General features: G+C 46.0%; 13 protein-coding genes and 1 pseudogene. 10 read left to right on the forward strand and 4 right to left on the reverse strand.

From position 1 onward, the window contains the following. Positions 1-58: 58 nt before the first annotated feature. The 3 genes from IM462_RS21265 (at position 59) to IM462_RS13970 (ending at position 1421) form a co-directional block, all read left to right on the forward strand. A complete protein-coding gene (locus tag IM462_RS21265) occupies positions 59-505 on the forward strand; it encodes a PEP-CTERM sorting domain-containing protein (protein WP_502845525.1) in 447 nt (148 codons plus the stop codon). Between the two features lie 173 nt (positions 506-678). Further along, entirely contained in the window at positions 679-924 is a 246-nt protein-coding gene (locus IM462_RS13965; protein ID WP_002770804.1) for a UPF0175 family protein, read from the forward strand. After that, a complete protein-coding gene (locus IM462_RS13970) occupies positions 921-1421 on the forward strand; it encodes a PIN domain-containing protein (protein WP_287704017.1) in 501 nt (166 codons plus the stop codon). Before IM462_RS13965 ends, IM462_RS13970 begins: the two co-directional genes overlap by 4 nt. A 297-nt stretch (positions 1422-1718) precedes the next feature. On the opposite strand, the gene IM462_RS13975 is transcribed toward IM462_RS13970, so the two are convergent. Next, positions 1719-2618 (reverse strand): amino acid ABC transporter substrate-binding protein, encoded by a 900-nt coding sequence (locus IM462_RS13975; RefSeq protein ID WP_287704019.1) that lies wholly within the window; start codon positions 2616-2618, stop codon positions 1719-1721. A 41-nt stretch (positions 2619-2659) separates the two neighbouring features. Then, a complete protein-coding gene (locus IM462_RS13980) occupies positions 2660-2866 on the reverse strand; it encodes a hypothetical protein (RefSeq protein WP_002799562.1) in 207 nt (68 codons plus the stop codon). A 272-nt stretch (positions 2867-3138) separates the two neighbouring features. Here IM462_RS13980 and IM462_RS13985 point away from each other — a divergent pair, with 272 nt between their 5' ends. The 4 genes from IM462_RS13985 to IM462_RS14000 all read left to right on the forward strand — a co-directional run bounded on the left by IM462_RS13985 (position 3139) and on the right by IM462_RS14000 (position 5249). Then, positions 3139-3765, forward strand: a complete 627-nt coding sequence (locus IM462_RS13985; RefSeq protein WP_287704021.1) for a TenA family protein — start codon at positions 3139-3141, stop codon at positions 3763-3765. A gap of 15 nt (positions 3766-3780) precedes the next feature. After that, positions 3781-4185, forward strand: coding sequence for a DUF2605 domain-containing protein (locus tag IM462_RS13990; RefSeq protein WP_080949723.1), 405 nt, complete (start codon positions 3781-3783; stop codon positions 4183-4185). Between the two features lie 99 nt (positions 4186-4284). Continuing rightward, positions 4285-4590, forward strand: a complete 306-nt coding sequence (locus IM462_RS13995) for a DUF2973 domain-containing protein (RefSeq protein ID WP_046661666.1) — start codon at positions 4285-4287, stop codon at positions 4588-4590. An 11-nt stretch (positions 4591-4601) separates the two neighbouring features. Beyond that, positions 4602-5249, forward strand: a complete 648-nt coding sequence (locus tag IM462_RS14000; protein WP_287704024.1) for a YqiA/YcfP family alpha/beta fold hydrolase — start codon at positions 4602-4604, stop codon at positions 5247-5249. Positions 5250-5364: 115 nt separating this feature from the next. Here the strand turns inward: IM462_RS14000 and IM462_RS14005 are convergent, their stop codons facing one another. Beyond that, positions 5365-5931, reverse strand: a complete 567-nt coding sequence (locus IM462_RS14005; RefSeq protein WP_287704026.1) for a hypothetical protein — start codon at positions 5929-5931, stop codon at positions 5365-5367. Positions 5932-6149: 218 nt separating this feature from the next. Next, complete coding sequence (locus tag IM462_RS14010) at positions 6150-7688, reverse strand: hypothetical protein (RefSeq protein ID WP_287704028.1); 1539 nt, start codon at positions 7686-7688, stop codon at positions 6150-6152. A gap of 467 nt (positions 7689-8155) precedes the next feature. On the opposite strand from IM462_RS14010, the gene psaA reads away from it, so the two are divergent. From psaA to IM462_RS14025, 3 genes and pseudogenes are all read left to right on the forward strand, one after another. Beyond that, on the forward strand, positions 8156-10405 hold the full coding sequence (gene psaA / locus IM462_RS14015; RefSeq protein ID WP_371730748.1) for a photosystem I core protein PsaA: 2250 nt from the start codon (positions 8156-8158) through the stop codon (positions 10403-10405). A gap of 178 nt (positions 10406-10583) precedes the next feature. Beyond that, the gene (psaB, locus tag IM462_RS14020) at positions 10584-12797 is read left to right on the forward strand and encodes a photosystem I core protein PsaB (protein WP_287704029.1); all 2214 of its coding nucleotides are present in this window, start codon (positions 10584-10586) and stop codon (positions 12795-12797) included. A 54-nt stretch (positions 12798-12851) separates the two neighbouring features. Continuing rightward, positions 12852-13082: pseudogene (locus IM462_RS14025) on the forward strand (DUF29 family protein); the annotation flags it as partial. Positions 13083-13223 lie beyond the last annotated feature (141 nt).

Consider the following 13223-nt stretch of genomic DNA (forward strand, 5'->3'; position numbering starts at 1 on the left):
TCCAACCAGTGGTTTAACTTCTCCAGCTTATACCTTTACAGGCTACAAAATCCTTGGCGTGACGGGAACAGAGACTGAAGGCGGCATCACTAACCCTATTACTGCAATACTTCCCGAATATACCAATATTGCCGCGGCGGGAGACGAGATTCCCCACTCGAAGACGGATAACCTTTACAATCCCAATGGTGGCTTTGCTCCGGGAGTGCTTCCAGCAGGGTATAAAGCTGGTAACTTTTCTTTTGGAGGTCTAGCTTTCCATGTAGGGGGTACTGTAAATGAAGATTATCAAGTATTCACCCGGCCGGATTTTGGTAGCACCTTCAAGCGGCCGGGGCCAGGCTATGACTATGGCGGTTGCCCCGGTAGCTGCAAAGGGGCTATACAAATTGTTCCTGAACCCTCCTCAACCGCTGGACTTTTAGCTATTGGCTCCTTTGATGCATTAGGCGCAGGTTCAACCCTGAAACGCAAACTAAAATCCTCTAAATCCGACAAAAACTAAACCACAAAAGTAGGCTAAATTGCTTACAAAATACGATAAATGCCCCTTCATTCAGTCAGTTGAGGGGGTATTTTTTGTCCATGTTTCTATTCATTAGATTTTATTAATTAATCGATCACAAGTATTTTTTTGTGATACAATGGGGGCGGTTCATACAAATATCGTAAATTTTAATGACTATTGTGATTCCCAACGAAATTATACAAGCAACAGGAAAAAACGAGCAACTGTTGCAACTAGAACTGGCAATCATTATGTTTAGAGACTATCATATCAGTAGCGCAAAAGCGGCTGATTTTGCCAACTTATCTTTAATTGAATTTCGTCAAGAAGTCGCCAAGAGGAATATTTGTGTAAATTATGATAGTGTAGATTGGCAACAAGAATTACAAACCTTAAAAACCTTAGGTGATCTGTGATTGTTGTTAGTAACACCTCTCCGATTACCAGTTTAGCTGCTATCGGCTATCTTAACTTGCTCCATGATATCTATGGAACAATTATTATTCCAGTGGCTGTTTATGAAGAAATGACAGGATTAGGTTATTCAGTTCCTGGCACTATTGAAGTTCAAACCCTATCTTGGATAGAAAAGCGAGAGTTAGAGAATCGGTTATTATTAGAAGAATTACAGAAGGAATTACACCGAGGAGAATCAGAAACGATAGCTTTAGCGATTTCTTCAAATGCTGATAGAGTAATTATAGACGAGAACCCTGGCAGAAAGAAAGCAATTAGTTTAGGATTGAATGCTATTGGAATTTTAGGTATTTTATTAATTGCCAAAAGAAGAAGATTAATTCCTACTATTCAGCCGTTAATGGATGATTTGATTTTTAAAGCAGGTTTCCGTGTTAATCAAATATTGTATTTAGACATATTAAAAACAGCGCAAGAAATTGATGAAAACCAATAACTAAAGCCTTCAAAATCTTCTTATTTAAGTAAGTAGTTATAATTAAATTGAAGATAGATTTTGCCTCTGATCCCCCCTGCCCCCCTTGATAAGGGGGGTGCCGATAGGTGGGGGGATCTGACAACTTTTAACACCTACCTACTTAATTTTTGCTAACTAACAGTTGAGGGGGTTTATTTTTTACCTTTATTAATCAAATCCAACTTTAAAAACCCACTTCCCCACTTCCTACTTCCCCATTCATAATTCCCACTTTCCTCTTGCCTTTTTCAATCGGTTCCTAAAAAGGTCTTAATTTTAGGGAAATACAGTTAAAGGAATCCATTCGTAGGTGTTGACAATACCTTGAAAATAATCATTAATAGTCTCTCTGGAATAGGGAACAACACCATCTTCACCAAACCAACGTTCATAAATTGTCACCGCTTGTTGTTGGTCACTAACGATCCCTTCCATGAATTTTAATAGTGTATAATTCACTGTATCGCGCCATTTAGAATCATTTTCAGGTAAAGTACAGGCATAGGATTCGTAGGCGTAGGGATAGGAGGGAACTATGGCTAAATTATTAGGATTTTTAGCGCTTTTCCTTAAACCTTCTAGGGTAATGCCATCACTGGCAAAACCATCAATTTCTCCCGCTTCTAGTTTTTGTAAACCCTCGCCACGATTTTTAACTTTGACCAAAATAGCGGCGGGTTGTTGGGTTTTAATCACCGCTTCATTAGTAGTATTGGCAATCACTCCAATGCGTCTGCCTGCCAAGCTACCGATGTCATCAAGATTACTACCTTTGCGGGTGAGTAATTGAGTGCCACTGGCAAAGTAACTAACGGAAAAATCCACTTCATTTTCTCTTTTCCAAGTAAAAGTAGTGGAGCCACATTCGATATCGATAACCCCTGTTTTCAACTTTTCAAAACGATTTTGGGGAGTAACCTCAACAATTTTTAATTTAATTGGTTTTCCTAACTTCCGTTCGGTTTCTTTGCGAATTAACTCTAACATATCAAGGCTGTAACCCACCCACTTGCCCTGGGAGTTGACAAAACCAAAGGGAATAGCATCTTTACGAGCGCCGGCAGTAATTATCCCAGTTTTTTGAATGCGATCAAAGATTGCTCCGGCAAGGCTAGAATGGTTACTGGTGAGGGTTAAAGCTACTGTCATCGTCATGACGGCAAGTGTACGCTTCATTTTTTTTCCTAATCTGAAAGTGGCTCAAGTCTGGGACTGTTTCAGGAGACTGAGAGTTTCCCAGAGGAAGATTTTTCAGCGGCGATTGCTGGGGACAAAAAAAGAGGAGAGATGTTACTCTCTCCCCCTTTCAGTTTTTTCGACAGCATTTTAAATTGTTTTTTCAGTTGTCGCTGTCGGGCTGAACCGCCCTTGCCTTTGTCGTTACGTCCCTGACGGCGGGGGGACTCCCATCGCTTAAGTCGCATAGTTTTTAATTCCAATTTAGTCAGTTATATTTACTGTAACAGGTTTAACCTCAGTTTGGGTTAAGGAATTGATACTGTGACAACTCAAGCTCTCTGTCATACTAAATCCGGTTATTAAAAACTGATTATTTATTCCCCCTTTTGCCTTTTGCCTTTTGCCTCTTGCCTTTTGCCTGTCCTTATAAGTAGCCTATGCTCAACGGATTTAGTATCACCCTGTGAGATGCCGAACTCTAGTTAACCAACCTTGTCCACCTAATTAGTATTTTCCTATGCTTAGTCAGCAACTTTGGCACAGCCATCAAGATCTAGTGCAAGCTTGTCTAGAACACCCTTTTGTGCGAGGTATCGCCACAGGAGAGCTTAAACGGGACTGTTTTGCTTTTTATGTCGGTCAGGATGCTTTTTTTCTGGAATCTTTCGCCCGTGCTTACAGTATCGCCGCTGCTAAAGCTCCCGATTGGCAGGGATTTACTAGCTTTCATCGGTTAGCGGCAGGGGTATTAAAGGAATTAGAATTACACGAAAATTACGCTTTACAGTGGGGGGTTGACCTGAGAAAGGTTCAGCCCGCTAATGCCACCCGTCGCTATACGGATTTTCTTCTCGCTACCGCTTGGATGGGTGACATCGGTGCGATTGCCGTGGCGATGAGTCCCTGTATGCGTCTTTATGCTTATCTGGGTCAACAATTAGCCCTAGAGCCGATTTCTGAGAATTCCTATCAAGCTTGGATTGATAGTTATAGTGGGGATGAATTCGCCGCTTTAGCAAGCCAGTTAGAGAAATTAGCCGATAAATACGCCCTGATGACGGAAAATATCTCTTTATCCTATCGTTATGCCCTTAGTTGTGAACAGGACTTCTTTAGTGCCGCCTACAGCCGGGGCAAATCTTAAAATTTTCCCGTCACAATGTTAAGAAATATAAATAACGCTAAGATTAAGGTAAGCAAAATCGTCATTATAAGAATAATGTTTCCTTCGCAACCCACCGAAAACGAACTCCTGAAAACTATCCTGGAACCTCTACTAGAGGATTTCACCCATTGGTTTTCCCGTTCCCGTCTCCTCCTCGAATCCGAGAGATTATCCTTTCTCAGCCTCGAGGAACAAAACGATTTATTGGCAAGAGTCAAAAACGCTCAACAGGAGGTGGCCACGGCTTATTTACTCTTTAAAACCACAGGTGGTCAGGTGGGTATCGAGGCCAAGATGTTGTTACCTTGGCACCAGCTGGTGGCAGAGTGTTGGGGTGTCAGTAGTCGTCGTCGATTACAGGGTTGGGGAGAATATCAATCTCCTCAAACTGATGCTTAACCTGAAACTTTTTGGTAAGCTAGAGAGTTAAGCGAATTTTTAGCATAAAGTTTTGGCAATTTAGGAATATTCACACATAATTCATGGGAGACTTGGTCAATGCTACATCTGCTCTATATCCTCGCCTTCACGGTTATCGCTTTTTTGACCATTAATAATTTAATTCGGAGTCTGATTACTGTCAGCATGGATTCCCAGAAACGTCCTGCTAAATCGGCTAATTCCTATAATCCCTACGGTTATCCCATGACTTCCCATCCGGAACTTTTGGACGAGACTGGACAACCGATTAATGAACCCCTGTTAGTGATTCGTTCTCTCACTGTCGAAGATGCTCGTCAGCAGTTAGATGCCATTTATAATTCTTCTCCCAGTGCTACCAAAGAGCAAGATGAAGAAATCTAATTGGTTCTAGAATGGCGGTTCTTGAAAACAGATATATTTATCTACACGGTTTCGCTTCTGGCCCCCAATCAACAAAAGCGCAATTTTTGAGGCATTGTTGGCAAAAGAGGGGTTTAGCAATGGAAATACCCGATCTTAACGGTGATGACTTTTCTAGCTTAACTCTCACGCGTCAGATTGTTCAAGTCGGCCAATTGATTGAACAATCTCATCTTCCCGTTACACTGATTGGTTCCAGTTTTGGCGGTTTAACGGCAGCTTGGCTGGCAGAAACTTATTCTCAGGTGCAAAGGCTCGTTTTATTAGCTCCCGCTTTTAATTTCGGGCCGACTTGGTTAGGACAATTGGGAGCAGAAAACCTAGCCAATTGGCAAAAATCTGGGAGTTTATCGGTTTATCACCACGGTTATCGTCGTTCTCTGCCAATTTATTCCAAATTTATCGAGGATTTAGCCAATTATCCCCAAGAAAAGTTAATCAGGCAGCTCCCCACCCTAATTATTCATGGTCGTGCCGATGAGGTGATTCCCCTAGAAAATAGTCGCCATTATCGCATAAATCGCCCTTGGGTAAAATTAATCGAATTAGATAGTGATCATGCCCTTACCGATGTTTTGACGAGAATCTGGGCTGAAATACAATTATTTATCAATTTTTGACTAAAAAAGACCCCCCTTTGATCGGAAAAAGGGGGAGTATTTAGTATTTTTGTATCAGATTTTGAGAAGATTTTTCAGCTTCTAAGACAAGAGATTTTCTCCTGATGTCTTGCCACTACCAAAGTCCGCGGATAGGAGATACACTAGGCTCGGGAGCGGGTTGAGGCGCAACTTCAGTAAAGGTTCTGGTTTCCGGGGGTAAAGCGGGAAGTCCCCAAGCGGATTCTTTTTGGTTAAGTTCTCTTAAAAGTTGCGAGCGATTGCTGCTGATAGCGGTTTCCGATGTTAGTTTCAAGCGGGAAACCCAATAGGGATGAGCTTTACCCACATAAACTAATTTGCCATCTACCACCTGCAATAGTACATCGTCACCACCAGTGGCATCCCCACTAATACGAGCGGTGGTTCCGTCAGCAAAGTCACCACTGAAAATTTCTTTGCCATCCACTGTTACAAGTCTGATCAATTGGATGGACATAATGCCACCCACGGTTCCCCGGACGCGACCTAGTACATAGTCACCGGGGTTGAGTTGCGGCTCACCTCTGTAGGTGTCATGGCCACGCAGTTGACTGATCAAGATTTCGTTATTTTGCGGTCCTGCTTGTACGGGTACGGCGCCAACGGTAGTCAGGGCAACTAAACCGGCAAAACCAGCGACAAGGGAAATTTTGTTAAACACAATTACCTCAAGCAAAAAATTGGTAAATTACCTATAGACGTTCTAGATTATAACCTAGTTCCCGATTTTATCTATATTGTGAAATATTAGTTTAATAATTTCTCGATCGAGCGGTTGGAGGTTGGGGTTTTAGGGGGTTTTAGGGTGTTAGTTGAAATTCCCCCATTCCCCCATTCCCCACCTCCCCACTTCCCCTAAAAACAGGATTAAGCTAGGCTTTAAGACCGCTCGACATTGGTGAATAATTCAGGATCGAGGGTGGGTAGTTCGATATCTTTTTCTACTGGGGGAGAGGCCAACTGGAAGCGGTTTAAGGTTTGTTGAATGCGATCAAAAATGGTGATTTTTTGCTCGCTATTGTTCTGGGGTTCGGGAATAGGTTCCACTTCTACCGGAGGCTGAATGCCAGTGGCCAGTTCGTTAATCTCCTTTGTCTCCGGTATGGTGGTTAGGGGAGATTCGATCGCTTCAGGGGTTTCCTCGACCTTTTCGATTGTTTCTGTCTCCACTGGTTTTTCTTCTACTATGGGGCTTTCTGGCTCAATAACAGGGGTTTCCTCAACTATAGGGGTTTCCTCAACTATAGGGGTTTCCTCAACTATAGGGGTTTCTTCCTCAACTATAGGGGTTTCTTCCTCAACTATAGGGGTTTCTGGCTCAATAACGGGGGTTTCTTCCTCAACTATAGGGGTTTCTGGCTCAATAACAGGGGTTTCCTCAACTATAGGGCTTTCTGGCTCAATAACGGGGGTTTCTTCCTCTAGACTGGGAATGGTTTTATAGTTGGGATCAACAATGCTACGGGCAATTGTAGGGGATAAATCGCCGCGGACCAATTGACTGAGGCCGTCTCGGTAAGAGGGATCAAAGCTAATCACGCGCACGCTGGTATTAAACTCGTTTTCGATTTTATTTCCCTTACCATCGATGAATTCTAGTTGTACCCAGTTATTGCCCTTGTTAAAACCCTTGAGATAAATCGGTTCCCAAGTATCAAGCAGAAAACTTTCACCGTTGACGGTGACACGAATGCGCCAATCTTGAAGATTATTATCCCCGTTGGCAGTATTGGACAGACGTAGAGGAGCATTACTCAGATAAAAATCGAGCAGGATCGGTTCTGCACCGTAGATTCCCTGCGGATGACTGTAGGTTAATAGGGGTAAGTTATGATCAGGGGCATTTTTGCCTGTTTTTGTCAGAATATGAAAGGTTGTTTCAGCAAATGCCCCATCATTTTTAAAACTTTCCTGCCAAGGCCGCAGGGCCAAGACGCGGAGGGTATGAGTACCGGGGGCAAGATTTTCCAGGATAATCGGTTGCTTGAGGTCGTAAATGGCTGCTGCTGGTTCATTATCGACAATTAGACTCAAGTGGGATCCTAATTTCAGGGTATCGTCTTGGAAAATTGGCAGATCTGACACTTGTAGTTTAACTGTCACCTGAGGGTCATCGAAAACTTGTTCGGGCAGAGGACTGAGAATCGTTACTTGGGGAGCGTAACGATCTAAACTGGGGCGCAGTTCCTGAATTAGGCCCGGGGGGGCAACCTCAGAAATGCGGCCTTGGACGACGGGAAGATGAAGGGTTTCGGAACTGGGGAGATTGGTAGCCGTTAGGCGATCGCCACAGGCGGTTAACAGGGTGGTCAGTAAACCGATCACAAGACATATATGAAGGGTTTTGACTGGGATTAATTTATGTAGTAGGGATAGCACGTTCCTCCTAGAGCCAAGGCCAAAATCTATACAAACCATTGATTTTTGCTAGAGTCATTGAATGCTCTGGTGTCAGCAAAAGCGCGAGAAGATCAGGTTATGGCCTCAATTTTACAGAATTGTTTGATTGTTTTTTGAGAATCTATCTATTGAATTTTCTATATGGTCTGGTGAGGGAGAAAAAGGGGAAATCGGCTTCTGGGGCGACGATTAATAAACTTTTGTAAAGAAAAATTACCAGTCTGACCCTGACTAAGACCGTCCATAGCAGAAAATGTCTCTCCTATCAAGGATTGAGAGAATTTTAATTATTGTTAAGCACAACGAACAGAGGAGAGAACAAAGACTTATCATCTACTATTGATGCTTTCGACTGGAATCTCACCCAAGAGGAAAGTCAAGCGACATTAACAAAAGGTGGGTCAGATTTCAACTTGCCTTTTTTAGGTTAAAAAATCTATCCTCAAATAAAACGCTAAGTCTATTGTCGAGAGAGGAGAATCCTCATGGCACTCCCCCCCAAAGAGGCGGTAGCTAAAGTGATTGTAGATAAAGACCCAGTACCTACTTCCTTTGAGAAGTGGGGTCAACCGGGGCATTTTGATCGCACTTTAGCCAAAGGACCCAAAACCACTACCTGGATTTGGAACCTACACGCCAACGTCCACGATTTTGATAGTCAAACCAGCGATCTAGAAGATATTTCTCGGAAAATCTTCAGCGCCCACTTCGGACATCTCGCCGTTGTCTTCGTTTGGCTAAGTGGAATGTACTTCCACGGCGCGAAATTTTCTAACTATGAAGCTTGGTTAACCAACCCGCTCGCCATCAAACCCAGCGCCCAAGTGGTCTGGCCGATCGTCGGTCAAGGCATCCTCAACGGCGATGTGGGCGGCGGTTTCCACGGGATTCAGATCACCTCTGGTCTGTTCTACCTCTGGCGGGCTTCCGGGTTCACCAACAGCTATCAGCTATACTGCACCGCTATCGGTGGTTTAGTTATGGCGGGCCTGATGCTGTTTGCCGGTTGGTTCCATTACCACAAAAGCGCACCGAAACTGGAATGGTTCCAAAACGTGGAATCGATGATGAACCACCACTTGGCGGGTTTACTCGGCTTAGGTTCCCTAGGTTGGGCCGGTCATCAGATTCACGTTTCTTTACCGGTGAACAAACTCCTCGATGCGGGAGTAGCTCCCCAAGACATCCCCTTGCCCCACGAGTTCATTCTCGAACCGAGCAAGATGGCGGATTTATATCCCAGTTTCGCCCAGGGTTTGACCCCCTTCTTTACCCTTAACTGGGGTGCTTACTCGGATTTCCTCACCTTCAAAGGTGGCTTGAACCCCGTGACTGGTGGTCTCTGGCTTTCCGATACCGCTCACCATCACTTGGCGATCGCTGTATTGTTCATCATTGCTGGTCATATGTACCGTACCAACTGGGGTATCGGTCACAGCATGAAGGAAATCCTCGAAAACCACAAAGGTCCCTTCACCGGTCAAGGTCACAAAGGACTGTACGAAATCCTGACCACCTCTTGGCACGCCCAGTTAGCGATTAACCTGGCTCTCTTAGGTTCGCTAACCATCATCGTGGCCCACCATATGTACGCCATGCCGCCCTATCCCTATCAGGCGACGGACTACGCCACCCAACTATCCTTGTTCACTCACCACACTTGGATCGGTGGCTTCTTAATCGTCGGTGCGGGAGCGCACGGAGCGATCTTTATGGTGCGCGACTACGATCCAGCCAAAAACGTGGATAACCTGCTCGATCGGATGATCCGTCATCGCGACGCAATTATCTCCCACCTGAACTGGGTATGTATTTTCCTCGGCTTCCATAGCTTCGGTTTATACATTCACAACGACACCATGCGGGCTTTTGGTCGTCCCCAAGATATGTTCTCGGATACGGGAATTCAACTACAACCCATCTTTGCCCAATGGGTACAAAGTCTCCACACCCTAGCCCCCGGCAACACCGCTCCTAACGCTCTCACTACCGCTAGTTATGCTTTCGGTGGCGACGTAGTAGCAGTGGGTGGCAAAGTGGCCATGATGCCGATCACTCTCGGTACTGCCGATTTCCTCGTGCATCACATCCACGCCTTCACCATCCATGTAACGGTGTTGATTCTCCTCAAAGGGGTTCTCTACGCTCGCGGTTCCCGTCTGATTCCCGATAAAGCGAATCTCGGTTTCCGTTTCCCCTGCGATGGTCCTGGTCGCGGCGGTACCTGCCAAGTTTCGGGTTGGGATCACGTTTTCCTCGGCCTGTTCTGGATGTACAACTCCCTCTCGGTCGTAATCTTCCACTTTAGCTGGAAAATGCAGTCCGATGTCTGGGGAACCGTCGCCCCCGATGGCACTGTCACCCACGTTACCCTCGGTAACTTCGCTCAAAGTGCCATCACCATCAACGGTTGGTTACGCGATTTCCTCTGGGCGCAAGCGGCGCAAGTCATTAATTCCTATGGCTCTGCTCTGTCTGCCTACGGAATCATGTTCCTAGCCGGTCACTTCGTCTTCGCGTTTAGCTTGATGTTCCTGTTCAGTGGTCGCGGCTACTGGCAAGAATTAATCGAGTCGATCGTCTGGGCGCACAACAAGTTAAGAGTTGCCCCCGCTATCCAACCTCGCGCCCTGAGCATCATTCAAGGTCGTGCCGTTGGTGTGGCTCACTACCTCTTAGGCGGTATTGTCACCACTTGGGCATTCTTCTTGGCCAGAAGTCTCTCGATTGGCTAAACTTGCCTATAAGGGCTTGCCAGTCCCCCAGGGATTGGCAAGACTAGGCTGAACAAGCGTCGATTGACCGATACCACTGTAAGCGTTTCCTATTACAGTGGGTGAATTTAAAAAAGGAAATAACCAGCACTCGTGTAAGAGCCTCAGTTATTTAGAGAGGAGAATTTCCTAAACAGCTATGGCAACTAAATTCCCTAAATTTAGCCAAGATCTAGCCCAAGATCCGACCACCCGTCGGATTTGGTACGGGATCGCCACAGCCCACGATTTTGAAAGTCATGATGGCATGACGGAAGAGAATCTCTACCAAAAGATTTTCGCGTCGCACTTCGGCCACATTGCAATCATTTTCCTGTGGACTTCTGGTACTATATTCCACGTCGCTTGGCAAGGTAACTTCGAGCAGTGGATCAAAGATCCCTTAAACATCCGTCCCATCGCCCACGCGATTTGGGATCCCCAGTTCGGTAAAGGCGCGGTAGATGCCTTCACCCAAGCTGGTGCTTCTAATCCGGTTAACATCGCCTATTCCGGGGTTTACCACTGGTTCTACACCATCGGTATGACCTCCAACCAAGACCTATACCAAGGTGCGGTGTTCCTGCTGATTCTCTCGGCGATTTTCCTCTTTGCTGGCTGGTTACACTTACAACCTAAGTTCCGTCCTAGCCTCGCTTGGTTCAAAAACGCTGAATCTCGCCTGAACCACCACCTCGCCGCTCTGTTCGGTGTTAGCTCTCTGGCTTGGACCGGACACCTCGTTCACGTTGCTATCCCCGAATCCCGCGGTCAGCACGTTGGTTGGGACAACTTCCTCTCCATTCCCCCCCACCCGGCGGGTTTACTACCCTTCTTCACCGGTAACTGGGGTGTGTACGCGGAAAACCCCGATACTGCTAACCACATTTTCGGTACTGCCCAAGGCGCGGGAACTGCGATTCTCACCTTCTTAGGTGGTTTCCATCCCCAAACCGAGTCCCTCTGGTTAACCGATATGGCTCACCACCACTTGGCGATCGCTGTGATCTTCATTGTGGCTGGTCATATGTACCGCACCAACTGGGGCATCGGTCACAGCATTAAGGACATCCTCAATGCCCACAGACCCCCCAGTGGCAAGTTAGGAGCCGGTCACAAAAATCTTTATGACACGGTTAACAACTCTCTCCACTTCCAACTCGGTTTGGCCCTGGCTTCTTTAGGCGTGATCACCTCTCTGGTGGCGCAGCATATGTACGCGCTACCCCCTTATGCCTTTATCGCTAAGGACTACACTACCCAAGCGGCTCTCTATACTCACCACCAATACATCGCTGGTTTCCTAGCGGTGGGTGCTTTCGCCCACGGTGCTATCTTCTTCGTGCGTGACTACGATCCCGAAGCGAACAAAGATAACGTCCTGGCGCGGATGCTGGAGCATAAAGAAGCGATCATCTCTCACCTAAGCTGGGTTTCCCTTTTCTTAGGTTTCCACACCCTCGGCCTCTACGTTCATAACGATGTCGTCGTCGCTTTCGGTACTCCCGAAAAACAAATCCTGATCGAACCTGTGTTCGCTCAATTCGTGCAAGCAGCTTCGGGTAAAACCCTGTACGGCATGAACGTACTGTTGTCTAACCCCGATAGTATCGCTTACACCGCCTATCCTAACTACGGTGATGTTTGGTTGCCCGGTTGGCTAGACGCGATCAATAGCGGCACTAACTCCCTCTTCTTAACCATCGGTCCTGGCGACTTCCTCGTTCACCATGCGATCGCTCTTGGTTTACACACCACCGTTCTAATCCTGGTTAAAGGTGCTTTAGACGCTCGTGGTTCCAAATTAATGCCCGATAAAAAAGACTTCGGGTATTCCTTCCCTTGCGACGGTCCCGGCCGTGGCGGTACTTGCGACATCTCTGCTTGGGATTCCTTCTACCTAGCCATGTTCTGGATGTTGAACACCTTGGGTTGGTTAACCTTCTACTGGCACTGGAAACACCTCGGTGTCTGGTCGGGTAACGTGGCTCAGTTTAACGAAAACTCCACCTACCTGATGGGCTGGTTCCGCGATTACCTCTGGGCTAACTCGGCTCAGTTAATCAACGGTTACAACCCCTACGGTGTTAATAACCTTTCTGTCTGGGCCTGGATGTTCCTCTTTGGACACCTCGTTTGGGCAACCGGTTTCATGTTCCTGATCTCTTGGCGTGGTTACTGGCAAGAGTTGATCGAAACTATCGTTTGGGCCCACGAACGCACTCCTCTCGCGAACCTCGTTCGTTGGAAAGACAAACCCGTGGCTCTCTCGATCGTTCAGGCTCGTTTGGTTGGTTTAGCTCACTTCACCGTTGGCTATATCTTCACCTACGCCGCCTTCTTGATCGCTTCCACTGCTGGCAAGTTCGGCTAAACCTTGAATTAGGTGACTAAAAAACCCCCCGCCCATTGGTGGGGGGTTTTGTTTATGATCGATAATAAAAGCGCGGCTCAATCTCAAAAATCTATGCAGTTGGAAGAATTAAAACAGCTTTATGATCAGGACTTTGTTTTGTGGATTGAGCGAACCACCGAACAAATTCGACGCGGGGAGATGAAAAATTTAGATTGGGAACATCTTTTAACGGAGATAGAAGATTTGGGGAGAGAACAAAGAAACCAAGTGGAAAGCTATCTAATTCAAACCGTTAAACATTTAGGCTCTACCGAACCTGTTATGCAAAACTATCAACAACTAATGCTTGTAAAGCTTGTACAATAGGGCTTTGAGTTTTTGTTAGATTGATATTTATCAACTTTAGAGCATTGCTGGACAGAGAGGGAGCTTGGGGAATTTTCT

It is taken from the genome of Microcystis sp. M144S2, from assembly GCF_020246065.1.
In the GTDB taxonomy this organism is placed as follows: Bacteria; Cyanobacteriota; Cyanobacteriia; order Cyanobacteriales; family Microcystaceae; genus Microcystis; species Microcystis ichthyoblabe_A.

Coding starts and splice junctions, on each gene's coding strand:
- IM462_RS13965 (WP_002770804.1), top strand. CDS start 679: ATGACTATTGTGATTCCCAACGAAATTATACAAGCAACAGGAAAAAAC.
- IM462_RS13975 (WP_287704019.1), bottom strand. CDS start 2,618: ATGAAGCGTACACTTGCCGTCATGACGATGACAGTAGCTTTAACCCTC.
- IM462_RS13980 (WP_002799562.1), bottom strand. CDS start 2,866: ATGCGACTTAAGCGATGGGAGTCCCCCCGCCGTCAGGGACGTAACGAC.
- IM462_RS13985 (WP_287704021.1), top strand. CDS start 3,139: ATGCTTAGTCAGCAACTTTGGCACAGCCATCAAGATCTAGTGCAAGCT.
- IM462_RS13990 (WP_080949723.1), top strand. CDS start 3,781: ATGTTAAGAAATATAAATAACGCTAAGATTAAGGTAAGCAAAATCGTC.
- IM462_RS13995 (WP_046661666.1), top strand. CDS start 4,285: ATGCTACATCTGCTCTATATCCTCGCCTTCACGGTTATCGCTTTTTTG.
- IM462_RS14000 (WP_287704024.1), top strand. CDS start 4,602: ATGGCGGTTCTTGAAAACAGATATATTTATCTACACGGTTTCGCTTCT.
- IM462_RS14010 (WP_287704028.1), bottom strand. CDS start 7,688: ATGGTTTGTATAGATTTTGGCCTTGGCTCTAGGAGGAACGTGCTATCC.
- psaA (WP_371730748.1), top strand. CDS start 8,156: ATGGCACTCCCCCCCAAAGAGGCGGTAGCTAAAGTGATTGTAGATAAA.
- psaB (WP_287704029.1), top strand. CDS start 10,584: ATGGCAACTAAATTCCCTAAATTTAGCCAAGATCTAGCCCAAGATCCG.